Raw genomic sequence first — 24,185 nt, 5'->3', positions numbered from 1 at the left:
GAAACAAAACCACCAACGGTCAATCCTACCGCCGGTGGCCTTATATTACCGTCCCCATCAGGATTAGGAACAAGTCTAAAATATCACAGTTAACTGTTAGTGGCGTTACTCAGGCCTATTTCACGGCCGTTTAACCGTTTATCTAACTTACCAGTGCCCAATTCGTTGTGCCTGCATACCAAAAAGCACCGGCTTAACGGCCAGTGCTTTCATTTGAAAGCGATACCATTTTTGACTATAGAGACTTACCCACGTTTTCTTAACTTGAGGCCGGCGAGACCCAGCGCACCAATCAAGGTGGCAATGCCGGCTAAGACGTAGTTTCCATTGCTTTCATTCGTTTGTGGTAAGACGGTCTTGTTGACCTGCTTGTCAGTGGCTGGCGTTGCCGTTGGGGTGACCGTGGCCGCTTGACCACTGGCCTTGAGCGTCGTCACTGGTGCTTGCTTCTGACTGGCGGCTTGCTGGGTTTGTTTGGTCCCCTGTTTAGTCCCCGTCAGCGTATCGGCTGCGCCACCCTTGGTGGTCTTGGCCGTCACCTTGTCAGTTGGCGTCGTGTCGTCAATCGTGGCGGCGTCCCCGCCGTTTTGGACGGTGCCATCACTCGTGTAGGTGAAGGTAATCGTCTGTCCGTCCGCCGTGTAGGTCCCGGTGGCGGTCGCGTTGCCCGTGACCTTGTAGCCGGCGATACTTGGGGCGTCGATGTTGAAGGTGTCCCCAATGTTACCTGCAATCGTTTGGGTCTTAAGCACTTTACCCTTATCACTGACACTGATAACCGTAATCGTCCCGGTCTTAGCATCTGGTTCCGGCGTATTAGGTGTCACTGGCGTTACCGTATTCGTCATCTTATTGGTTACAGAGAAATCAATCCAGGCACTCGTGTCCCGGCTACTTCCACCTTTTGTAACAACCTTAATCACGTAGTTTCCAGTCTTAACACCAGGCTTAGCAACCAACAGGAATCCCATTGGGTTGTCTGGATTGGCCTTAATGGTAAACCAGTCAGAGGCATCAACCTTATCCGCCGCCCAGGCATTATGGTCCGTGACTCCTTCAGTACCTTCAGTGGAGTACACAACGATATTACCGTTCTTAAAGGTTCCAGGTTCTAACTGAACGTTATTGTCAGTTTCACCCGTTGAGAAATTGATAAATTTAGAGAAGGTTCCTTGGGTGGGATCGAAACTATTATTTCCGTTGGTTAATGTGTAGTGTTTATTGACCAGACTTTGTCCGCTACTTACGACGAATCCAGTATAAGACCCCGGCGTAATCCCAGTAGAAATCATATTATTAGAATAGTCCAAAGCACCCAACATACTAATATCTGGTAATTCCCCGCTAAAACGATTCCCTCCTGCATGTAAGGCATCAATCGTCCAATTAGTCATATCCGGCAATTGACCGCTCATCTGATTATTATCAATATTGACTTCCATTAAATCACGTAAATTACTTAAATCAGGGATGCTCCCCGTGAGCTGATTGTCATCCAAACTAATATAATAAAGGTTTGGGTTGTTAGACGTGTCTGGGAAACTTCCCGTAAGGTTAAGATTATTCAACCAAAGGTATTGTAGGTTCTGATTTTTGCTAAAGAAGTGCGACAGAACATAGTCGGCTGACACATTCCAACCTGCAGGTGTGTGGCTCTCGTTATAGATTCTGAAGTTATTTAAATTAGGGGCGAATGAGAAATCAATCATTCCTGATAGCGGGACTGCATCGCTCAATTCAATTTGTCTCAGGTTCGTAAAGTACTGCAATCCTTCAAGAGTCGCAATTGGCCCCTTAATTTGACTGTTATAAATATCGACACCATGGCTGTAATAATCATTACCATCAAACCCAGCAAACGTCCATAAGTTTTCGTCAGTTACTAAATAGTCTCCATATAGACTGTATGCTTGATTAATTGACCCCTCAATTGCTTGCCGCAAGTTCGCATCTGGCATCCATTCAGCAGCATTTTTCCCGTTAACGTTGTCCCACCATTCCGCGGTATAGTCAACGTGAACAATCGGCAAGGTATTAGGCCAACGAGTGATTACCGGTGCAACCGCCGCCCGAGCCATCATAAACATCTTTTTTTGTACTGGCGGTGTCGCGGGCTTAATGGAATCGTTTGGGGTGACAGCAACATGTGTGTCATCCGTCTTTACAACCTTATCTGGTTCAGTCGTTGTCGGATCAGTCACCGTTGTCCCAGGTGTCTTAACGTCCTGCTCCCCAGTAGCAGGTTTCTCCTGTTCCGTTTGTCCATTAGTTTCTTCACCCGCCTTGACGTCATCCTTCACGTCAGTCTTGGGCATATTCACGTCATCGTTGGAATCGTTTTCATTTTCGACATCATCTTTATCCACCGGTTCTTGAACAACTGGCTTGTCACCCGCCGGTTCCTCGTTTTGCTTCTCAGGAACCGTCACGTCGTCCGCTGGCGTTTCCGCCGCTGGTGTCTCAACCACTTGACTCGCAGCTGGTTCAGCTTCTGGAGTTGTTGCCGCTTGCGCCGTACCAACGTTGGCCCCCGCCAAGCCCAAACCGACAGCAACAACTGTGATACAAGCGTAAATCCACTGTTTGCCTGCCTTATAAGCCTTGTAATGTTCCTTAGCTTCACCGATCACTGCGTGTTTCATGGTTCGCTACCTCCTTGTAGTTTCTGCTTCTCAGCAGTTGCCCTTCCCTAGTAAGCACATCTTATCCATGAATCCCCGAACAGCATCCGCAAACTGTTCTGGTTATCTACCCCATTGCTTTGAGAAAGGTGCCAAACCATTTCCTCACATATCTGCTAATGTGGATAAACAACTCTACACCCACATTGTAACGTATCCTACGTAAATATCAAGGTAAACCGTATAGGGGAAAAACCAATGTTGTCGTGTTTCATTCTCAGCATAAACTAGCCGTTATATTCAATCAAACTATCATCTGATAACCGGTTTACATTGTGATTATTTATCGTCTCATCATCCCCAGCTAATCACGCTTACATTTAGTAATTTCACTAATTTTACTTTTCTTTTACAGATTCTCTGCTATACTTAGCGATAGAGTTTTTTCGATTAACTAACTTAGTTTTTCATTTAAGAAACGTGTCACTTTTTCCGATTCGTCACCATGACGAAATCAGTGTCCCGATTTAAAATAAACAATTCTGCATGAACGTGTTGATTACTGGTAACGGCAGAGAGACCTGGTACCAACTGGTTGTCTAGACTCTAATTTACTAATAGCAAAAACTTATTTCATCAATAATCATTGAACTTACCAGTAGATATGCTATATAATTGTTTAGGCGTTACGTTATTGTCAACCTGGGGCAAGTTATCTAACTTTCTCTGGTTGATAATACCAACAATTGACTTAAATGAGAGGTCGATTACTTGCACGCGGCAATTTAATTGTATACAATACTCTGGAAAGTAATTGAAAGGAGGCCTGTGCCATGCCGAAAGTTACCCCAATTCTACTGGATGAACAGCTGTGTTTCTCCATTTATGCTGCCAGCAAGAAGTTTAACCATTTTTACCAAAGCGCCTTGGCACCCTTTGGTTTAACTTATCCGCAATACATCGCGATGCTGGTGTTGTGGGAAGATGCACCGCTCACCGTCCACCAACTAGGTGAGCGCCTCGAGCTGGATAGTGGGACGTTAACGCCCCTCCTCAAGCGATTGGAAAAGCAGGGCTGGGTCGAACGGGTCCGGAGTCGGACTGACGAACGTCAAGTCCTCATCCACCTGACCGAAATGGCCGAAGAAAAACGTGACGAAGTCTATGCACGTATCGGCCAATGCCAAACGTTGTTGGGTATGAGCAACGACGAAATTGATAGCATGATGAGCGAACTGGTCACCGTCAAGAGTCAACTCGATACGGTCAGCCAAGAACGCAAGATTGCTAAGCAAGTCGATAAACAAGCTTAACAGAATCCGGATCATCCTCCCACGAGGTTGACCGGATTTTTTCTATCTCTGAAGAACCCCATCTGTAGATGCACCAAAAAAGCCGTCCCCGTCGACAAAGCAAGTAGCTTCGTCACGAGAACGGCTTTAATTTTACGTTAGCTTACGCAATCTAATGTAAGGACAGCAACATGGCGCCCACGGCAATCAGGTTGTTGAACCCGTGCAGGATAATCGTACTCTGCAGCTTACCGGTCCGCTTATAAACGTAGGCAAACGTGCCGCCCATGACCGCGTAGATCAGCCAGCTGATGGGGTTACTGCTCATATGCACGATGGAAAAGGCCACCCCACTGACCACGATAGGCACCCAAAACATGTTGGCCGGGAAACAGCCATCGACCAGCAGGCCCCGGAAGGTCACCTCTTCAATGATGGGACTCGCCAGAACCGCCGTCAAACTCAACAGAACCAATGTCCAGGGGCCCTGATTCATGAAGGACGCGATTGCCTGGTTATTGGCCGTACTCGTTTGATGATAGAACAGGTTGTTAAGTAATCCCAAGAGAATCTGAGCGACAATCACGAAGACGTAGCCCCGTACCATCAACCACCAATCCTTCGCCACCAATCGCTGATATTTAACCGGATGAACCCGGTGGTAGACCCACAGTCCCAAGATGATGACTGCCGCGAACCCAACCAGGTAAACGACCGACCACAATAGGCGTACAGCTATCGTTCCGTTACCCAAGAAAACCAACGGCAATTGTACGATATTTAAAATAATGACGAGTAGGATCACCCACAGCCAAACCGTGAAACTACCCACTTTTAACGTTTTTTCTGACACGTAAAACCATCCTCTCACTTTTGTTGATTCGCCTAACTAACTGGGTAATCGGCAGTGGCCTACCACAAAGCGTTGTCCGCAACCGTTAGCCAATCAATTTAGCAAAATATTTATATTTTAATGGCAATTTTCTGAGGAATGCGCTACTATAGAGTTGCGGGTAAGTTTGGATTTACCTTACTTACGCGTGAGGCTTCTGTCCTCATTCAACAGACAGATTTCATTTTACTCCCCCAAAGTAGATGAAATTTTTTACAACATAATCCCCCAATTATGTTGTAACCTTACTCTTTGGCCATTGCGACTTATCGTAATGGTCTTTTTTTGACCAAATTTCTCGTTGGCCGCGCCTTGCCGGCCGAGAAAAATGGTCTGGAACGCTGGGGGCAGGACGCCCGGAGCCAAAGATCGGTCTCCGGACTCGCTTTGAGCCTCTGAGAAACGAGTCTCAAAGTCGCCATTTTCTGAGAGTTCCTCTCAGAAAATCCCCCGGCTGAGTCCATTTTTCTCGACCTATCGGCTTACACAGCGGAAATTTGGTCAATCGACCTTTACTTGTCTGATTCTTCTACATATGTTTTGTGGTAATCTAGTTAGTCACCCATACTTACAACAATCAACTTAAACTAGTGTCGATTCGTCCACTCACTAATGTGCCTGAGTATCACGCAACACAATTAGGAAGGAAAATAACCAAATATCCAGAACGGCTCCCACCCCTACCTTCCATCGAAGACCAGCGGCATACCGACTGGAGCTAACCAGTGTCAGCCGCAGAACTGGTGAAAAGGCACCAGCACGGACCGTGTCAGTGACCAGAGGCGGATCAAAGTGCCCGGCTGTGTCGGTGGCCTTGGCTGGGGTCATTTTCCAGCCTAGCCCACGGGACAACCTTTGAGACCGTACCTCAGGCTCAAAGTTGAGGTGGAAGCCCGCTTCTAAGGCTGGAACCGGCCCCATAGCCGGGTACTTTGAATCCGCCGTCGGGAACGCTCTTACACGCCAACGTAGCAGCGCTCATTTTCACCAGTCCGGAGGGACAAACTAGTTAGTCCTCGTCGTCTTCGCTGGGGGCTGGGTGGGGCCAGAGAAACCAGAAGATGGCCAAATTAATCATCGTCGCCAACACCAAACCCACGGCGCCAATCAGCACCTCCAGCCAGGCGGCCAGTGCCAGTGTCAACATTAACCAGATGGTGCCGCCCACTAATCCGGCGGTCAGGGTGGTGATCAACATAATTGCTAAAACTTTCACAGTCGCTTCCCCTTTCAGGTCCAGTTACTTTTCACAGCTTACCACGTTTGGCGGCGTTTTTCGAAAAAAATTTCAGCAGAGGATGCTTTCTCTTATGAAAACGGTTACAATGGACGTGTGAAATGAAATTTTACTGAAGGAGTGACACTCATGACCAGTGTTTTAGTAACTGCACCAATTCCCCAGTCAGCTTTGGACATTTTAAACGATGCCGGACTTGACGTTGAAAGCTATTCTGGCAGTGGATTAATCACGAAGGACGAGTTGTTAAAGCGGATTGTCGGTAAGGATTATTTGATCACGCCCCTTTCTACTCAGGTGGACAAGGACGTTATCGATGCCGATCCTCAGTTAAAGATTATTGCCAACTATGGGGCCGGCTTCAACAACATTGACGCCGCCTACGCCCGTTCCAAGAACATCCCCGTCACCAACACGCCCAAGGTTTCCACGGTTTCGACCGCTGAAGTCACGACTGGCTTGATTATTACGTTGGCTCACCGGATGGTTGAGGGTGACAAACTGATGCGCACCGAGGGCTTCGACGGGTGGTCCCCACTCTTCTTCCTGGGCCACGAACTGGCCGGCAAGACCTTAGGGATCGTTGGTATGGGTCAAATTGGCCAAGCCGTTGCCAAGCGGATGGCGGCCTTTGACATGAAGATTATCTACACGCAACGTCATCCCCTAGATGCCGCTACGGAAGGTAGTTTGAACGCCACCTACGCCACCTTGGATGAAGTCTTGGAAAAGAGCGATGTTCTCACCTTACATTGCCCATTAAACGACCAAACGCATCACATGATCGGCGCACAACAATTTAAGAAGATGAAGAAGTCTGCTTACCTGATCAACGCCGCACGGGGCCCCGTCATTGACGAAGCTGCCCTGCTGGAAGCCTTACAAACCGGCGAATTAGCTGGCGCGGCCTTGGACGTTTACGAAGCAGAACCTAACGTTGACGATGGCTTCAAGGGCCTGAAGAACGTTATCCTGACGCCTCACGTGGGGAACGCCACGGTTGAAGCACGGGACGCCATGGCTTCGATTGTTGCCAAGAACGCGGTTCGCGTTGACAAGGGCGAAGACCCCCTGTACATCGTCAACTAGACGGCCAAAAATGAACCTGGTTGAATTCGTGTCCGTTCCCGGCGGCGGATTCAAAGCCCCCTGCTGTGGGGCCGGTTCCAGCCTGTGAAACAGGCTTCCACCTCAACTTTGAGCCAAAAAGCGGTCTCAAAGGTTGTCCCGTGGACTAGGCTGGAACAAGACTCCAGCCAAGACCACCGACACAGCTGGTCACTTTGATCCGCCTCTGGTCACTAACATGGCATTCACTGGCTCTTTTCCGCCGCCCCTGCAACTAACCAATCGTTCAAACATTTGGTCCACTGATTAGTTGTAAGCCTAATACCAGATTCTGACCGACCGCACACATCATTAAATGCATTCAAAAACCAACCGACTACCTGGAATTTCTGGGTAGCCGGTTTTTGGGGCCATTTTTGTCAGTTTGACCGGGCGGCGACCCAACCACGTCCAATCACTGCAATCGGTTGCAATAGCGCCATTTAGGCGTTCTCCGGACTAACAAATTTCGCATTTTTTGACGGAAATAATTGCTAATTGCGCAGCGTTAGCCTAAGATTGAAAGTGAAGAATACGCTATCATTTAGCAGAAAGGATGACGATCTAGCTTTGAAAATGATTACATTGCACGTTTTAGATGACTCCTTGGAAGTGAGCTACCACCCGACGGACGCTGCTGGCGAGCGGCAGTTTATTATTGCCTACAACTCTGACCAGACCATTGGGGAAAATCTGGAGAACCTGCGCCTCAAGCTGGCGGGACTCGACGTGGACGCCGCGGTCGTGGATAACGCTCTGAGTTACCCCTTCTCCGACACCGTCGTCGGCATCAACCATCAGCGCATTGATATTGGCCTGGCCATTACCAACATGCTGAACATCCCCGTCGTCAGCAATCAAGCGATTGCCCAACAGGGATTGACCGCCGCCCTACAGGCCAAGCGCGACTACCTCAGCTGGCACCTGGATTACTACGGCCAGTATCAAGGCAAACGCAATTACGGGCAAGAAGCCATGCTGACGGTCGGTAACGGGTTTGTTGGCCTGCGGGGTGCCTATACCGAAGCCCATGCCGATGCCGACAACTATCCTGGCATGTATACGGCCGGGTTGTATGACCAGCTGACGACCAATTTAAACGGCCGCGCCGTCACCAATGAAGATTTGGTCAACCTGCCCAATGCGCAGGCCCTCTCCTTTGGCGTCGACCACCAGAATCCGTTTCAAATTAAGGCCGCTGACATCCAGGACATCTACCGGAGCCTGGACCTCCACACCGGGACGCTGACGACCACCATGCTGGTTCAACTGTCCACCGGTCACAGTCTGCAAATCAAGACAACCAAGCTCGCCAACTTTAAGGACTGGCACCGCCTGGCGATTCGCTACAGCATCACCCCGTTAAACTTTGCGGGCAGCCTGCAGGTCTACTCCACCATCGACGGGAGCGTCGTCAACGGCAACGTGTCGCGCTACAACGCCTTTGATCAGCACCACCTGCGTGTGACCGGCACCAGTCAACAGCCCGACAGCATTTTTCTCGAGGCCCAGACACGGGCTAGTCACGTTGACCTCGCCCTGGGGTCGCACCTCACAGGTCCCGGTCAGGCGCTAGCCACGCCAAGCGACGGCCGGCCCAACGCTGAGCAACAGGTTCGGCAGATGCGGTCGGTCGACGTGCAACCGCAACAGACCTATACCTTTGAGAAAAATATCGTGCTGTTCACCAGCCGAGAAACCACCGGCAACGTGCTCCAGGCGGCGATGGCTGACCTCCAACGGGCCAGCTTCGCCGATACCCTGGCTAGCAGCACGGCCTACTGGCAAAAGCGCTGGGCGGACGCCGACTTCCAGATTACTGGCGATATCACGTCGCAAAAATTGACGCGGGTCAACCTCTACCACCTCTTCTCGGCGGTCCAGGCCATTCGCTCCGGTCAAATTGACGCATCAATCAACGCCCGGGGCCTCGACGGTGAAGCCTACCGCGGCCACGTCTTCTGGGATGAGATGTTCGACCTCCCCGTCTTTGCCTTACACGACCCGCAACTGGCACGGCAACTACTGATGTACCGCTACCGTCGGCTACCAGCCGCTAAGCAAAACGCCAAGGACGCGGGCTATGCTGGCGCCATGTACCCGTGGCAATCCGGTGAGGTCGGCGACGAGCAATCGCAAGTCACCCACCTTAACCCGTTGACCAACACCTGGGACCCGGACTACTCGTCTCTGCAACGGCACGTGTCCCTGGCCATCGCGTACAATGTCATCATGTATCATCGCATCACGGGTGACACGGATTTCATGGCGAAATACGGGCTGGAAATGCTACAAGAAATTGCGCAATTCTGGCTCAGCAAAACTAAGTTGGATAACGCCGACCACCGCTACACCATCGACCGTGTGATGGGTCCCGATGAATTCCACGAGAACTATCCCAATGCCGATACGACTGGACTGGCAAATAATGCCTACACCAATTTAATGGTGACCTGGTTATTTAACCAGCTCGACCAGTTACGGCAAGACTTACCAGCCGCCACCCTGAAAACAGTGGATGCCAAGACGGGCGTCACCGCGGCTGTCCGACAACAATTTAACGATGTGAGCCACCACCTTAAGCTGGATATCAACTCGGAGGGTATCATCGGTCAGTTCGAGGGATACTTCAAGCTGCCGAAGCTCGACTTTACCAAGTACCGGGCTAAGTACGGCGATATCTCGCGGATGGACCGCATTTTAAAGGCCGAGGGCAAGACGCCTGACGCCTACCAGGTTGCCAAGCAAGCCGACGCGCTCATGGCCTTTTACAACTTGGATGCCCCACAAGTACTGGGGTTACTCAAGCAACTGGGTTACGAGTTGCCCCAACAGGCGCTGCAGAAGAACCTGCAATTCTACCTCGACCGGACCACTCACGGCTCCACCCTGTCACGCATCGTGTACGCGGCGCTGACCGCCATGGCCGGCAACATGGACCAATCCTGGCAATTGTTCTCGCAGGCCTTGTTCTCCGACTACTTTGACATTCAGGGCGGCACCACGGCCGAGGGCATTCACCTTGGCGTCATGGGCGCCGTGACCCTGATGTCCACGCGCTACTATGCCGGGGTCGATGCCCTGGGCGACCATTTAACGGTCAACCCGCACCTCCCCGAGGCCTGGCAAGCCGTTAAGTTCCAACACCTGTTACGTGGCACGCGCTACACCTTTGACATCGATCATCATCACGTCACCGTGCAAGCCGACCACGCCGCTACCATTCAAATTGGGCAACAAACAGTTTCACTAAAACCTAACGTTTCACAAACCATAACCGATTAAGGAGTGTTTTTTCATGACAAAGTTTGCTGATATTAAAGGATTCGTCTTTGACCTCGATGGTGTCATCACCGACACCTCTATCTTGCACGGGACCGCTTGGCACCAACTCGCCGACTCACTGGGCGTTGCTTGGAGCGAAGAACTGGGTAACGGCTTAAAGGGCATTAGCCGGATGGATTCCCTGGAAATGATTTTAAAGGCCGGTGGCAAGGAAAATGACTACACCGAAGCCGAAAAGGAAAAATTGGCCGCCCAAAAGAACACGAACTACGTGGCCGAAGTGGACAAGATGACGCCCGCTAACATTTTACCCGGCATGAAGGCCTTCCTGGATGACTTACGCGCCAAGGGCTACCAACTTTCCTTAGCTTCTGCCTCCAAGAACGCTCCTCGTGTCTTGGGCAAATTGGAACTGGCCGACTACTTCCCTAAGATCGTTGACCCAGCCAGCTTGACCCACGGCAAGCCAGACCCAGAAATCTACACCAAGGGTGCGGAATTACTGAACTTGCCAGCTAACCAGTGTATCGGGGTTGAAGACGCCGCTGCTGGGGTCCAAGCCATCAACGCTGCCGGCGAAGTTTCACTGGGTATCGGTGATTCAACTGAACTGGGTGCCGCTGACATGGTCTTCGCAGACACGGCAGAAGTCACCTTAGCCAACATTGAAAAGAAGCTGGGCTAAAGTCACTGCCGTTCCCGGCGGCGGATTCAACCTGCCCTGCTGTGGGGCCGGTTCCAGACAAAGTTCGGTCTTCCACCTCAACTTTGAGCCTGAGAAACGGTCTCAAAGGTTGTCCCATGGTCTAAACTGAGCAAATCACTCAGTTAAGACCACCGACACAGCTGGTCAGGTTGATCCGCCTCTGGTCACTCACACTGACCTTGCCAGTTCCCTTTCGCTAGTCCTATCTATAATTGAGATTTGCTCGTTTTTGTTGCCAAGGATTCTGGCAATCGGCAAAAACAGCTAGTGATACGTTAATACTAGAAACTCAGATCCAATCATCCCCTTTCATTACGGATGATTGGATTTTTTTATTACCCGCAATTTTTGCGACGAAAAAAACGCAACACCCACTCCTAACGAGTTGGCATTACGTTCAATTAATCATTAAACCGTGGCGTCGCTCCGAATTTCCTTCAAGGCGTCATCGATTTGGCCCAGAACTAATTCCGTGTTGCCCGGAACGTCCAAGTCATATTTTTGTAAGTCAATTTTGATCTTAGGACTAACATCGTAGTCGGCGAACCAGCCTTGGTAAGCAGTCCACATCTTCTTGTAGTAAGATTCCAACTCTGGGTTGTCATCGAATTGTTCGTAGTCACGACCACGCTTCTTGATCCGGTGTAAAATCGTATCGAAGTCAGCGTCGGCGTAGACCAACAGATCTGGGGCCTTCTTTGGCAATTCGCTCAGTTCATTCATCATGTTGTCGAGCAAGTTCAAGTAAACTTCGAGCTCAGTATCCGTGATGTTGCCTTCCGCGTTGTTTTCCCGCGTAAATAGGGCATCTTCGTAGATGGAACGGTCCAGGACGTTGTTATCGTCGGCTAGGGCCCGCTTAATCATGCTAAACCGTTTGTTTAAAAAGTAAATTTGCAATAAAAATCCGTATTGCTTTGGATCCCGGTAGTAAAGTGGTAAAACCGGGTTATCACCAACCGGTTCAAAAAATGCTTGAGTTTCCAAGTGCGACGCAATCTTTCCAGTAAGGGTCGTTTTACCGACACCGATCATTCCAGCTGTAATTATCACCATGATAGCCCCTCTTTAATTAAAAATACAAGATATAGTGTAACATAAAAATGGCGACTACTACATTTATGCGGCAAAAAAATTTCCCTCATTTCGCTAACTTTGGCTCTTGCTGTATAATAGAACCGTAGAGAATCAGCATTTAGGAGGCTAAATATGTATCAAGCAATCGTCTTTTTTGACTTGGATAGCACGTTATTTGACGATCACAAGAATGTTTTGCCGGCAAGTATCGCTGCCATTCACGAAATGCAACAACATCATATTTTACCAGTTATTGCGACAGGAAGAAACATTTTTGAGATTCAATATGTGTTGGACGCCACGGGAATCGATTCCGTCGTCGGTGCCAACGGGAGTTACGTCCAATTCGAAGGCAGGCGACTGACAGCTTCGGTCATTGACCAACCCACGCTGGCAGCCATCACAGCCTTCGCTAAGGCTCAGGGTGACCCCCTGGCCTACTACACCAGCCAAGGCTTTCGGTTGAGCCAGGCCAACGCTGACACGGTCGAAAACTTTCAGTTGTTACGACTGAATCCAGTCGTCGACGCCGATTGGTACCAACACCAAGACATTAACTTCATTAACGTCTTTAACCGCGATAAGGATCAGGCGTATCAAGAAAAATTTGCCAACCAGCTCGACTTGGTTCGGAACAATCCCCGCTGCCTAGACACCATGGTCCACGGCGTCAGCAAGCAATCCGGGATTCAACAACTAATCACCGAGGCCGGCTTACAGGGCGTTAAAACGTACGCGTTTGGTGACGGCTACAACGACCTGCAAATGTTTGACGAGGTCGACGTCCCCATCTCCATGGGCAACGGCGTCCCCGAAGCAAAAGCCAAGGCAGCCTACGTCACCACCAGCAACACTACGGACGGCATCGTCCACGGCCTACGCCACTTCGGTTTAATTCAATAACGTCATTTAACTCTTCACCAGCACCGTCGGCCAGCCGACACGTGTTGGTGTTTTTTGTCGTCGGACAGTTGCCATCTGCATGGCAAAAAAATAGAATCTGCAGCAAAACGCCACAGATTCAATGAAAATTCGATAGACATTTATGACAGTCTAACCAAGCCGCCAACTAACTGACGGAACCAACGAACAATCAACGAATATTACGCGGGCTAAACCCGTGTCAGCCGCAGGGCTGGTGAAAATGGGCCGGTCGTGGGAGTGACCAGAGGCGAGCCAAGGTGCCCGGCTGTGTCGATGGTCTTAGCTGAGCGATTTTTCTCAGCTTAGAGCACGGGACAACCTTTGAGACCGCTTTTTGGCTCAAAGTTGAGGCGGAAGCCCGCCCTTCGGCTGGAACCGGCCCCACAGCAGGGCGCCTTGAGCGCGCCGCCGGGAACGGACGCGACCAGGCCCAGTTTTCACCAGCCCGGAGGCGCTGACAACGACTCGTTTGGCCCAAGCCCTAATGTTCGTTTGTTTCGGATGGTAACAGAATGATTTGGCTGTCGCCGTCATCGTAAGCCAGAACCGTCTCCGGCAACTCCGGCGTATAGCCAAACTGCGTGTCGAACCCGGCCCGCAACGTGACATCGTCATCATCCGTTTGGACGTACTCAAAGGTCGTGTTGCCCTGATTATTATGCAGTCTAAACGTTAACAGATTATCTAACGGAAATAACCCCTGGAGGTCGTGATCAATAATCTGCCAGACAGCGTCGATCATATCGCCTGGCAAGGCCGCAACTGTGCCATAACTGGCATACCGCGCGTGATTACTTTCAAACATCTTATCGCCTCCACTTTTTGGTCGTTTAGCATTATTATACCGTAAATTAATTAAAAACGGGACTAATTACCCCTGGTGACCGGTAACCTGTTCTGTGTCTTTGCGGTCGAAAAAGTTCACGGCAAAGGACACGAGAATCAGAATAGCACCCGCGATAAAGATCACGTGGAGGCCTTGGTACAGGATACCATGTAGCGTTGGCAGCAGGTGCGCTGGCAACGCTTTAGCCGTTTGGGGGTTAATTAACTTATTCATCATCCCCATGGTCGTGCCGGGATGACTCGCCACCCCACGTGCCATTTCCAGGTTCATGATGATACCGAAGACGGAAACCATGATGGTCTGACCCAGCGTCCGGGATAGCGTGTTAAATGAGGTTGCGACCCCCACCTCGTCAACGGCCACTTTACTTTGCACCGTGACGGTCGTGGTGGTAATGGTAATCCCAAAGCCGGTCCCACAGATGGCGGCAATCACGAAGAAGCACCAGAATGGCGTGCTAGCAGGAATCAGGGCCATGGTGACCGCTCCAATCAGAACCAGCGTCAACGCAATATTAACGATATTATAGGGGGAACGGTTCAATAGGAGTTTACCCGCAATAAATGACCCCACAATCCACATCAGTGAACTGGGCGTGATGGCAAACCCGGCTTGGGACGCCAACAGGCCTAACAACCCTTGTGTCCAGGTTGGCAGATACACTTCAAAACCCATGATGAAGCCACTCAACAGCGCCGCAATCAGGTTTTGGATGACAAAGGTCCGATTGGCAAACAGCGTCATGGGAATCAGCGGGTCGGCCGTGCGCTTTTCCTGGCGAATAAACAGCCAGAAGGCCACGACCGCTACCACAAAACCGGTGATGACCCACAGAACGTTGATTTCACCCTCACCTAACAGCTGGAACGTCAGCATCATCGCTAACAAGCCAACGGACAGCCAGAGTGAGCCAAACCAGTCCATTGAGAAGGCCTTGCGCTCGGTCGATTCATTTAAGTAGAACCAAATGAGTCCCATGGTGATGATACCGATTGGGATGTTAATGAAGAAAATCCAGTGCCAACTCAACTGGTCAACGATGAACCCACCCAACAGGGGTGCCACCACGGCCGCTATGCCCCACGCTGAGCCGTTTAAGCCCATCACCCGGGCCCGTTGTTCGACGGGATAGATATCGGCTAGAATCGTAAAGGAGACGGGCATAATCGCCCCGGCCCCGATACCCTGTAAGGCGCGCCAGGCAATCAGCGTTTCCATGCTGTGGGACATCCCCGACAGCGTTGAGCCCAGGACAAAGATAAACAGGCCGACCAGGAACACCAATTTTCGGCCAACCGTATCGGCCAATTTGCCATAGATGGGCGTCGCCAGTGCACTGGTCAACAGGAAAATCGAGAAGACCCAGTTCATCAGGGCCACCCCGTGTAAATCACCGACAATGGTGGGCATTGCGGTGGAGACGATGGTCCCCTCAATGGCGGACATGAAGGTTGCCACGAAGACAGCCCCCGTCACAACGGCAACGTTCGTTTGTTTCTTATTCATAATTTCCTCCTAACGCTGGCCCCACCACCAACGGTTTTACGTAGCCAATTGCTGCTACTGCCCAATTTCTGATTTTTCAGTAATACACCAATTATCGCGGGTTCGTCTTGAAAATACAAGGGGCACGACTCAAAATAACGAAAAAGCTCAGGTACTGGCCACCCATAAATTTGCGCAAAAAAAGAGCCTAGGAAGTTATCCCAAGCCCTTCAGTGGTTTATTTAACGGCAGCCTTCAAGGCGTCGACCTTGTCAAGGTGTTCCCATGGCAAGTCAATGTCCGTCCGACCAAAGTGACCGTACGCAGCGGTTTGCTTGTAGATTGGCCGCTTCAAGTCGAGCATCCGAATGATACCGGCTGGACGCAGGTCAAACAAGTCACGCACCGCAGCGTTCAGCTTGCTTTCAGCAACGGTCCCGGTGCCAAACGTGTTGATGTAAACGGAAACGGGTTCCGCTACCCCAATGGCGTAGGCAATCTGGACTTCACACTTAGTCGCTAGGTCAGCAGCCACGATGTTCTTGGCAATGTACCGTGCAGCGTAACTAGCTGAACGGTCAACCTTGGTGGCATCCTTCCCAGAGAAAGCCCCACCACCATGATGAGCAGCCCCACCATAGGTATCAACGATGATCTTCCGACCCGTCAACCCGGCATCCCCTTGAGGACCCCCGATAACGAAACGACCGGTTGGGTTGATGAAGTACTTCGTCTTGTCATCCAACAACTCAGCTGGAATCACTGGCTTGATGACTTGGTCGATAACGTCTTGGCGAATTTGGTCCAAGGTCACGTCAGGATCGTGTTGGGTACTCAGCACAACGGTGTCGACCCGCAGTGGGCGTTCGTTGTCATCGTATTCAACCGTCACTTCAGCCTTGGCATCTGGCCGCAGGTAGTCAATGACGTTGGTCTTCCGCAGCATGGCAATCCGCCGCATCAACGCATGACTCAGTTCAATTGGTAAAGGCATCAATTCAGGCGTTTCGTTAACGGCATAGCCGAACATTAACCCCTGGTCACCGGCACCAATCTTGTCTAATGGATCTTCGTCACCTTCACGCGTTTCCAAAGAGTCATCGACCCCTTGCGCAATGTCAGGTGATTGTTCATCGATGGCCACGAGGACGGCACAGTTATCGCCGTCAAACCCGTATTGACCGTCCGTGTAGCCGATTTCCTTGATGGTTTGACGAACCACCTTTTGGATATCAACGTAGGCCTTGGTTGAAATTTCACCAAAGACCAGGACGAGGCCAGTCGTGACGGACGTTTCGCAGGCAACCCGTGAATCTGGATCTTGTTGCAGCATCGCATCTAAGATAGCGTCACTGATTTGATCGGCGATTTTGTCGGGATGGCCCTCAGAAACGGATTCCGAAGTAAATAAATGTCTTTCTTGCAATTGATATTCCCCCTAGATAGTGTTGACGGCGAGTTGACCGATAATCTCGACGCCATTCGGTTACAAGGCAGCTTCACAAGGTCCGTGAATCCTATCGGGAATTGACTCATAACTCAAGAATTTTAACACAAATCCGGCCGACTTAAAAGGAAGCCGCCAAAAAATCCGTAAACAATCGTTGACCAACGGCCCATTTATCACTAAGATAAAAGGCAATACTATAACCAGTCGAAACGGAGCGATTCCATGACCACTCTCATGGCCTTCTTCAAAAACCGAACGGTCCAACAGCTGTTCTGCTTCACAATTTGTCAAAATATTCTTTGGTGGTTAGCCGGCGCAACCACCAGTACCGGCACGCCTTTGGGCACGGATGTTAAGCTCTATCTTGCCGGCTACGGGATTCTGGTCGCTGCGGGTATCTTCCTATTATTGAAACGCCACTTTCAGTCACACATCGGTCCAATTCTGGTGGTCGCCGCGGCGACCCTGGGCATCTTAGCGGCACCTAACGATCACTTGGTCCAGGCCTTCGCTCTCTTGTTGTGCGTCTTCCTAGTCCTCGCCTGCATCCCCCAGTTGGGCCTGCAATCGACGTACGGCCTGATTGTCTTCAGTGTTCTCGCCGGCTACGGGGTGCCCGTTCTGCTCTTCTTCCTGCGTAACCACTACCTCGCCGTGCAATTTCTCACCCCACTGATCCCCCTGATGGCCAGTTACTTGACCTTCTTCGAGCCTTATTATTTAACGGGCGAACGGGATTGGCGGTTGACCCTGATTACACCGGTGATTTTTGTGCTCTCACTAGTGGTTCTCGGCTTCACCTGGCGCCTAGTGCCCCTTATTCTTATCGTGGCTGCCCATTGGTGGCTACAGCCCCGCCTCAGCGTACGTTACCGGCTAGTCTTCTCGGGACTGTGTCAGTTGCTCGCCGGCATTTTGATTCTTCGTTAACTGTTTGTTGACTTGACTGTTTAGCCACAGAGTTTTAAAGTTTCGCTAAACCCAAGCAAACACACTACCGTTTGCCGATTAAACCGTGCTAGAATGAGGCATCATCTAGTAATGGAGGAACCAAAATGACAGAAATCAAAGTGATTGGCGACATCCTGAGTGGCAAGTTTCAACCCGCCCTCACCGGTAACCGAATCGTGGATGCAGCTCTGATTGATCACTTTTGTCAAAACTTAGCGGTGGCTTTGGGCCTGTCCCAGACTGCCGTGCACGCAGAACACCATTGGGACCTCACGATTGCGCCAGAACCCATCTACCTGGTTGACGACCAAATCTTAGCCGTCACCACGCATCTCCGGGGCCTGAATAATGTGATTGCCGTCGCCCATAAGGACCTCTTACGGGGCCAAATCGCGGCGACACAGCAAGCACTCACCAATCGTTTGTCACTACACTCGACCGCAAACTAGCTTGTCCAACCACAACCTGTGATTGGGCATTTTTTGTTGCCTTTCTACTACTATGTAAGCGCCTGGAAGTTTCTCCAGAGCTCTGATGATTAGGTAAAGTCGCGAATCCTGAATAATTTTTGACTAAACCAAACCGTTTCCTCTTCCAAGCGTTTCTGCAACGTCATGAGGCCATCGGTCAACTCAACCGGCTTACCCGCCACGTAGAACTGCTCCTTATCCCAGAAGAGGTGGCCGTTTTGCAGGCTAAACGTCCGTCGCACCCGGCAATCCAAGCGACCATACGTCAATGTCTCCACGACGGTCCCCTTTTTAAGGTCTTCGCAATCCATCCGCGTCAGTTCGTCGCTAGAATAGGCGTGCTTTCTGTGAGACTCACGGTCCCAAATTTCTAACTGGTAGGTCGCATCGACCGCGTCTCGGAGGAACCGCCCCGTCGTGCTCAGGAAATCCATGCGGTAGTGGGTTAGGTCGCTGATATCAACATAGAACCTATGATGCTGTTGATAAAAGGCTAATGAAACGTGAAAGGTTTTGTCGATTTGCTTGGAAATTGCCTGGTAGGCGTGCTGTGCTACAAAGAATGTTTCAACGAGGTCACGTTTAGCGTTGTCCAACGGCCAATCTAATTCGGCATTACCGAGGTCACAAATTTCTTGGTACTTTTGTGACGCTTTATTTTCATCGAACAATTGCATATCATTACTCTCCCCGTGGCACCTCTAGACACAGGCTTTCCACGCCTATTAATGTAACACGTGCGTTTCCAGATTAACAGTCTTTATTATTAATAAGCCGTAATTTAAGCCAAATCCTTCGAAATTTGACTTGTCATTTAATGAAAAACAGTCTAAACACTAGTCGTACCAGTGAGTCCAGTCGTTTTTAGCTATTTCACGTTTACCCGGACCTAGTTGTTTATTCTCGCAAACCACCATCTAGATCATCCAAGCAATCGACCTTGCCTTTTCGTGCCCCGCTAGGTATAGTGAAAGCAGTCACAGAGGAGGAATTTATTATGGCAGATATTTTAGTTACAACAACGGAACGCATCCCTGGCCAGGAGTACCAGGTCATCGGCGAAGTCTTTGGGTTAACCACGCAGTCCAAGAACGTAATTCGTAACATTGGGGCATCCCTGAAGAACGTGGTCGGTGGTGAAATCAAGGACTACACGAAGATGTTGGACGAAGCACGGAACGTCGCGGTTGATCGGTTAAAGCAAAATGCCGCCAACATGGGGGCAGATGCGGTGGTCATGATGCGGTTTGATTCTGGGTCCATTGGCACCGATATGCAATCAGTCGCAGCATACGGTACGGCGGTCAAATATTTGTGATTTCTGACTAGTATAACGGTTATCTTGTACGCAATGTTCGTTACACTTCCATATTTTTGTTGAGATATCCAACAAAGCCCGGTAGAACAGTCGTTGAAAACGATTGCTTCTACCGGGCTCTTTTTTTGCGCGCAATTCGGTCAATGACCAACCAAATCGCAATAGCGTTTGTGGCCACAAAGCCCATTGTGTAACCATTTGTCGCCACACAATGGCCTAAATGGTACAAGTCCTAGCCACATTAACAATATTGTCCCCTAGAAACTGTCCACCCCACCAGATGTGTCCGTCCAACTCTTTTGGTTCTCGTTCTATACTAACCATAGTCAATAAGATAGTAAGCAATTGAAATGCAAATCATTCGGATTTAAAAGAAAGCAGGTATTCAAAATGTTAAAGAAAATTGTTAAATGGACCGTCTTAGTTATCGCCACTCTGGTTGTCACCTTAGCCACTTGCAGCTCAACCATCTTCGCCGCAGCTACCAGCGAACCAACACCTTCTTGGGGTAGTTGGGACCAAACCACTATTACATACAAAACGAGCAACACGTCTTCTTACTACAAGAGTGTTTGGAAGAACGCCGTTAAGCGTTGGAACAAAGTTGGCGTTGTTCAATTAAAAGCTGCTAAGGGCGACGAAAAGGCCGACATCACCTTGACCTCTTCCCAATCCTTAAGCACTAAGAGCGGCAAGTTAGCCGGTTACACCAACTACTCTTACTTAAACAAGGGTAACGACGATAACAAAATCGTTTCCGCTAAGTCTACTTTGAACCGTAGCTTATTAACCAAGTACGGTTACACCAAGAACCAACGAACGAACGTTGCCACCCACGAAATTGGCCATGCACTTGGCTTAAGCCACTCTGCAAGTAAAGCCAGCGTGATGTACGCTTCCGATCGTTACGCCTCCATCGACCACCAAGACAAGGTCGGTTTACAAGACGCTTACAACGATTAATCATTCGCAACTATCTTAACATTGACGAATACCTGCAAAACCCTAGCCGCCGGTCCAGCTAGGGTTTTTCTTTTGACTAAAATTAAGGCACTAGGCGCCCGTCTAAGCGCCCTACGTCCCAGCTTAATCCGTAGACGAAAAGCGAGCCAAGATTGCCAACACGCAATCCTAGCCCGCTTATTTCGTTTATCTGCTTCAAACTCACCAATAGTTTAATTTCCGCGCTAATTTTGCCCGGTCAATGTCCCGTGCGGATAATTTATCACGGGTCGCGACCGCGATATCCTTGACCCAGGGATACTTAACGTTTAAGCTCTTGTACTCGCCCTCATCGTTAGATGCCGCAAACATCACGTCGGCCAGATAAGGCGTATGATCTAACCCCAAACCATGTCCCAACTCATGTTCAACCACTGAGTTCCAGTACATCCGCTGGTACCGCGCCTTTAATTTAACGAGCCAAGTGTGTTTGCTCTGCCGGTACGCTTTAAGCTTGGCCCGATAGCTATCTTGAATCTGATGCTCTGACTGAAAGTACTGTGTCATCTCAGCATCTACTTCTGCCTGAATAGCACCCTGTTCATCACCATTTTTACTGGCCCGTGAATCTTCCAACGTCTCATGTCGGACAGCATGATCAGCTGCTAATTTTTGCACTTTCTTAGCAGCTTCGTTTTGTAAGTCTGTCATGTGTTGAATATAAGCCTGGTACTGGCTGTCCTCTAAATAACGTGCTGTATTCGGCGTATTAAAATCTGCCCGATTGACGTAGATTCGATTTCCATCAAAGAGACCGTCCCATTGAGCATCACTAGTCTTTAGACTTACTCGCAGCGTCCCTCGTGACCGTTTTGTCGTCACCTTAAAGACCTGCCGCCCCAACGCAGTGTTCCAACGCTTAACGGCCGTCCGTACGTAAGATTTCAGCACTGGCGAAGCGACATAGATTCTTGCTTGGTGCTTGTGGTTAAACACGCCACTATCCGCAAAATTTTCCAAATTATAATTTTTGGAAATCATATCTTCACGCTTAAGATAGGTCCGGTGATTCTGACGCAGAATTTTCCCAGTCGGTTTTAAATCCGGCGACTGCTTAATCAACCGACTAATCTTAGCCTTACTTGCAACCGACTGACGCTTGGCCGCCCTAGCCGTACTATTGCCAACCGTAGTCGCTGCCAACAACAAGGTTAGCAATACGACTGGCTTTAACTTATGTATATTCAATAGACTTAACCCCAATTCATTAGTTTAACGGCACATCATTTTATTTCCTCGATTAATAATAAACCGTCATTTAAATTATACATCTAAATTATTTTGTGCGATAGTCACCTCAATCACACCTGTCTACTACTTTCAGACAAGCAAAAACCACGTCCAACAGACACGGACGTGGTTCCCTTAGCTATTTACTTCATATGAATTGCAAACTGTGGGTGCCGGTTCGCAATCTTTGAAACGTGAACGGACTTGCCAGCCTCTTCAATCAGCTTGCCCTTGCCAATGGCCATGGCAACGTGATACGTATATTTCTGCCCAGCAATCTGCCAGAACAACAAATCACCCTTCTTAGCATGCCGAACAGCAACGTGTTTACCTAACTTCTGCTGCACACCAGTCATGCCACCAATGTCACGGTGCTCAACATCCAGGTAGACCTGATCAACGAATGACGCACAATCTAAGCCACCGAAGGCATCACGACCAGCATACCGGTAAGGTACCCCGAGATAGCGCTTAGCATCCGCAATCAGACGACTAGTTCGCTTCCCCTTAGTGGGTACAGCCCGTTTAAACGTCCGGTTAGCCTTCGCACTCGTTGCCTTACCGTTCAGATTTACCTGACCCGAGCTCATATGAACCGTCAGCGTCTGCTTCTGATAAGTAAAGAGCAGATTCCCCTTCTTGGAGTAATGCAGCTTCACTGGCCGCTTACCGGCATAGATTGTCGTCCCATGTCCCCGACCAAACTCATGATAGGCAACCAAGTAGTTGCCATAAACGGTCTGATCATTGTACGCATAAAGTTTTCCATTGCGTAAGGTCCGGACATTGATCCAGTGACTCGCATAATGCGTAAAATGCTTCCCTTGTGGTTTAGCATAGAACATCAAGCTCGCATTACGAATCTTACCCTTAGCTGTTTGCGTCACGTAAACGGACTTGTAGCGGCTAATCTTCCGGTCATAGGTCTTGGTCGCATCTAACCGCTCATGCGTTGAGAAGTACCCTTCCCGGGCAAACATGGAGTTGTAGCTCGCCTGAGCCCCCACCTGAGCCAATTGCCAACCAACGAAACACCCTGCAAGAACCAAGGCCGCTTGCCACCATCTTTTTTGCACAACTAACATCCCTAACATCTGAATTTTGACTTCAGGTTTAAGGATATTGCCAATCAAAAGTGGGAACAAACAGAGAATGCCTTGCAAAACGCCTTAAAAACTGCACAAAAAAAGCCATCGCCTAATGCGATGACTCCCGAGATGAATCTTCTTATACCGGAGGTGGGGTTCGAACCCACACGACCTCAACGGTCACTGGATTTTGAGTCCAGCGCGTCTGCCAGTTCCGCCACTCCGGCAAAAAAATGCTGATTGGATACACCCAGTCAAAGGTGGTAATCGGATTTGAACCGACGATGAAGGTTTTGCAGACCTCTGCCTTACCACTTGGCTATACCACCATAATCGCCTATCCAATCTGATTGGACCAGCTGAATAAATCAAGATGCCCCAATCTAGGGCGGTATGTGGGAATCGAACCCACGCGTGCCGGAACCACAATCCGGTGTGTTAACCACTTCACCAATACCGCCATTACATTACAAACAGGGATAGTAGGAGTTGAACCCACATCGACGGTTTTGGAGACCGTTGTTCTACCATTGAACTATATCCCTATGATGGTGGGGAGTGGATTCGAACCACCGAACCCGAAGGAGCGGATTTACAGTCCGCCGCGTTTAGCCAGACTTCGCTACCCCACCATGAATGGCGCGGGACGGAATCGAACCGCCGACACATGGAGCTTCAATCCATTGCTCTACCAACTGAGCTACCGAGCCATACCATCATGTAATATATGTTTGCTGTGTATTAAATTGTTAATAACATAACAACGGTCCGTACGAGACTCGAACTCGTGATCTCCTCCGTGACAGGGAGGCGTCCTAACCAACTGGACCAACGGACCATAATTAAAGTGTTATGTTATCTAATGGAGGATACAGGGCTCGAACCTGTGACCCTCTGCTTGTAAGGCAGACGCTCTCCCAACTGAGCTAATCCTCCAAAAATGACCCGTACGGGATTCGAACCCATGTTACCGCCGTGAAAGGGCGGTGTCTTAAACCACTTGACCAACGGGTCATACTATTTAAACGGAGAGTGAGGGATTCGAACCCTCGAAACAGGTTAGTACCCGTTTACAGCATTTCCAATGCTGCTCCTTCAGCCACTCGGACAACTCTCCATTATAAAGCTCCGGCAGGCGGGCTCGAACCGTCGACAACCTGATTAACAGTCAGGTGCTCTACCAACTGAGCTATGCCGGAATAA

19 protein-coding genes, 11 tRNA genes and 1 riboswitch are annotated in these 24,185 nt (G+C 49.8%); of the genes, 9 read left to right on the top strand and 21 right to left on the bottom strand.

Annotation, left to right across the window (positions count from 1 at the left end; genetic code table 11):
- Positions 1–245: 245 nt before the first annotated feature.
- Entirely contained in the window at positions 246–2,642 is a 2,397-nt protein-coding gene (locus JUF22_RS09250; protein WP_203645867.1) for a MucBP domain-containing protein, read from the bottom strand.
- 812 nt (positions 2,643–3,454) lie between these two features.
- Between JUF22_RS09250 and JUF22_RS09245 the strand changes: the two genes are divergently transcribed.
- Complete coding sequence (locus JUF22_RS09245) at positions 3,455–3,934, top strand: MarR family winged helix-turn-helix transcriptional regulator (RefSeq protein ID WP_125766193.1); 480 nt, start codon at positions 3,455–3,457, stop codon at positions 3,932–3,934.
- 151 nt (positions 3,935–4,085) lie between these two features.
- Here the strand turns inward: JUF22_RS09245 and JUF22_RS09240 are convergent, their stop codons facing one another.
- The gene (locus JUF22_RS09240; RefSeq protein ID WP_203645865.1) at positions 4,086–4,766 is read right to left on the bottom strand and encodes a type II CAAX endopeptidase family protein; all 681 of its coding nucleotides are present in this window, start codon (positions 4,764–4,766) and stop codon (positions 4,086–4,088) included.
- Positions 4,767–5,814: 1,048 nt separating this feature from the next.
- Positions 5,815–6,021, bottom strand: a complete 207-nt coding sequence (locus JUF22_RS09235) for a hypothetical protein (RefSeq protein ID WP_203645863.1) — start codon at positions 6,019–6,021, stop codon at positions 5,815–5,817.
- A 150-nt stretch (positions 6,022–6,171) separates the two neighbouring features.
- On the opposite strand from JUF22_RS09235, the gene JUF22_RS09230 reads away from it, so the two are divergent.
- The 3 genes from JUF22_RS09230 to pgmB all read left to right on the top strand — a co-directional run bounded on the left by JUF22_RS09230 (position 6,172) and on the right by pgmB (position 11,119).
- Complete coding sequence (locus JUF22_RS09230) at positions 6,172–7,131, top strand: 2-hydroxyacid dehydrogenase family protein (RefSeq protein WP_203645861.1); 960 nt, start codon at positions 6,172–6,174, stop codon at positions 7,129–7,131.
- A 588-nt stretch (positions 7,132–7,719) separates the two neighbouring features.
- Positions 7,720–10,434 carry a glycoside hydrolase family 65 protein gene (locus JUF22_RS09225; protein WP_203645859.1) on the top strand — a complete coding sequence of 905 codons (2,715 nt, stop codon included), beginning with the start codon at positions 7,720–7,722 and terminating at the stop codon, positions 10,432–10,434.
- Positions 10,435–10,447: 13 nt separating this feature from the next.
- Positions 10,448–11,119, top strand: coding sequence for a beta-phosphoglucomutase (pgmB, locus tag JUF22_RS09220; RefSeq protein ID WP_125766188.1), 672 nt, complete (start codon positions 10,448–10,450; stop codon positions 11,117–11,119).
- Positions 11,120–11,548: 429 nt separating this feature from the next.
- Here the strand turns inward: pgmB and JUF22_RS09215 are convergent, their stop codons facing one another.
- Positions 11,549–12,196, bottom strand: a complete 648-nt coding sequence (locus JUF22_RS09215) for a deoxynucleoside kinase (RefSeq protein ID WP_125766186.1) — start codon at positions 12,194–12,196, stop codon at positions 11,549–11,551.
- Between the two features lie 153 nt (positions 12,197–12,349).
- Between JUF22_RS09215 and JUF22_RS09210 the strand changes: the two genes are divergently transcribed.
- Complete coding sequence (locus JUF22_RS09210) at positions 12,350–13,120, top strand: Cof-type HAD-IIB family hydrolase (protein WP_203645857.1); 771 nt, start codon at positions 12,350–12,352, stop codon at positions 13,118–13,120.
- Positions 13,121–13,622: 502 nt separating this feature from the next.
- Here the strand turns inward: JUF22_RS09210 and JUF22_RS09205 are convergent.
- From JUF22_RS09205 to metK, 3 genes are all read right to left on the bottom strand, one after another.
- On the bottom strand, positions 13,623–13,946 hold the full coding sequence (locus JUF22_RS09205) for a DUF960 domain-containing protein (RefSeq protein WP_125766184.1): 324 nt from the start codon (positions 13,944–13,946) through the stop codon (positions 13,623–13,625).
- A 66-nt stretch (positions 13,947–14,012) separates the two neighbouring features.
- Positions 14,013–15,494, bottom strand: a complete 1,482-nt coding sequence (locus tag JUF22_RS09200; RefSeq protein WP_203645855.1) for an MDR family MFS transporter — start codon at positions 15,492–15,494, stop codon at positions 14,013–14,015.
- 217 nt (positions 15,495–15,711) lie between these two features.
- Positions 15,712–16,899: a methionine adenosyltransferase gene (metK, locus tag JUF22_RS09195; RefSeq protein WP_203645853.1), complete on the bottom strand. Its 1,188-nt coding sequence runs from the start codon at positions 16,897–16,899 to the stop codon at positions 15,712–15,714.
- Positions 16,897–17,016, bottom strand: a riboswitch (SMK box riboswitch). (Overlaps the previous gene by 3 nt.)
- 129 nt (positions 17,017–17,145) lie before the next feature.
- Between metK and JUF22_RS09190 the strand changes: the two genes are divergently transcribed.
- Together JUF22_RS09190 and JUF22_RS09185 are read left to right on the top strand one after the other, a co-directional pair.
- The gene (locus tag JUF22_RS09190; RefSeq protein ID WP_203645851.1) at positions 17,146–17,853 is read left to right on the top strand and encodes a hypothetical protein; all 708 of its coding nucleotides are present in this window, start codon (positions 17,146–17,148) and stop codon (positions 17,851–17,853) included.
- A gap of 125 nt (positions 17,854–17,978) precedes the next feature.
- Positions 17,979–18,323, top strand: a complete 345-nt coding sequence (locus JUF22_RS09185; RefSeq protein ID WP_203645849.1) for a hypothetical protein — start codon at positions 17,979–17,981, stop codon at positions 18,321–18,323.
- Between the two features lie 89 nt (positions 18,324–18,412).
- Here the strand turns inward: JUF22_RS09185 and JUF22_RS09180 are convergent, their stop codons facing one another.
- Complete coding sequence (locus tag JUF22_RS09180) at positions 18,413–19,021, bottom strand: hypothetical protein (protein WP_203645847.1); 609 nt, start codon at positions 19,019–19,021, stop codon at positions 18,413–18,415.
- Positions 19,022–19,338: 317 nt separating this feature from the next.
- Here JUF22_RS09180 and JUF22_RS09175 point away from each other — a divergent pair, with 317 nt between their 5' ends.
- Complete coding sequence (locus JUF22_RS09175) at positions 19,339–19,662, top strand: heavy metal-binding domain-containing protein (protein ID WP_203640171.1); 324 nt, start codon at positions 19,339–19,341, stop codon at positions 19,660–19,662.
- A 390-nt stretch (positions 19,663–20,052) separates the two neighbouring features.
- On the top strand, positions 20,053–20,625 hold the full coding sequence (locus JUF22_RS09170) for a matrixin family metalloprotease (protein ID WP_203645846.1): 573 nt from the start codon (positions 20,053–20,055) through the stop codon (positions 20,623–20,625).
- Between the two features lie 201 nt (positions 20,626–20,826).
- On the opposite strand, the gene JUF22_RS09165 is transcribed toward JUF22_RS09170, so the two are convergent.
- The 13 genes from JUF22_RS09165 to JUF22_RS09105 form a co-directional block, all read right to left on the bottom strand.
- On the bottom strand, positions 20,827–21,852 hold the full coding sequence (locus JUF22_RS09165; RefSeq protein ID WP_236000753.1) for a matrixin family metalloprotease: 1,026 nt from the start codon (positions 21,850–21,852) through the stop codon (positions 20,827–20,829).
- Positions 21,853–22,037: 185 nt separating this feature from the next.
- Positions 22,038–22,970: a C40 family peptidase gene (locus JUF22_RS09160; RefSeq protein WP_203645838.1), complete on the bottom strand. Its 933-nt coding sequence runs from the start codon at positions 22,968–22,970 to the stop codon at positions 22,038–22,040.
- Between the two features lie 154 nt (positions 22,971–23,124).
- A tRNA-Leu gene (locus JUF22_RS09155) sits at positions 23,125–23,209 on the bottom strand.
- A 31-nt stretch (positions 23,210–23,240) separates the two neighbouring features.
- Positions 23,241–23,311 (bottom strand) — tRNA-Cys (locus JUF22_RS09150).
- A 58-nt stretch (positions 23,312–23,369) separates the two neighbouring features.
- Positions 23,370–23,442, bottom strand: a tRNA-His gene (locus tag JUF22_RS09145).
- Between the two features lie 14 nt (positions 23,443–23,456).
- Positions 23,457–23,527: transfer RNA gene (locus JUF22_RS09140), tRNA-Trp, on the bottom strand.
- Between the two features lie 4 nt (positions 23,528–23,531).
- Positions 23,532–23,614, bottom strand: a tRNA-Tyr gene (locus JUF22_RS09135).
- A 5-nt stretch (positions 23,615–23,619) separates the two neighbouring features.
- Positions 23,620–23,692 (bottom strand) — tRNA-Phe (locus tag JUF22_RS09130).
- Positions 23,693–23,746: 54 nt separating this feature from the next.
- Positions 23,747–23,820: transfer RNA gene (locus tag JUF22_RS09125), tRNA-Asp, on the bottom strand.
- Positions 23,821–23,845: 25 nt separating this feature from the next.
- Positions 23,846–23,918: transfer RNA gene (locus tag JUF22_RS09120), tRNA-Val, on the bottom strand.
- A 5-nt stretch (positions 23,919–23,923) separates the two neighbouring features.
- Positions 23,924–23,996 (bottom strand) — tRNA-Glu (locus JUF22_RS09115).
- A gap of 12 nt (positions 23,997–24,008) precedes the next feature.
- A tRNA-Ser gene (locus JUF22_RS09110) sits at positions 24,009–24,099 on the bottom strand.
- A 9-nt stretch (positions 24,100–24,108) separates the two neighbouring features.
- A tRNA-Asn gene (locus JUF22_RS09105) sits at positions 24,109–24,181 on the bottom strand.
- Between the last annotated feature and the right edge of the window lie 4 nt (positions 24,182–24,185).

Origin of the sequence: Levilactobacillus lanxiensis (genome assembly GCF_016861655.1) — a bacterium.
Lineage (GTDB): Bacteria > Bacillota > Bacilli > Lactobacillales > Lactobacillaceae > Levilactobacillus > Levilactobacillus lanxiensis.
Note: the sequence above shows the minus strand (reverse complement) of the source record. Positions and strands in the feature narration are given on the sequence as shown.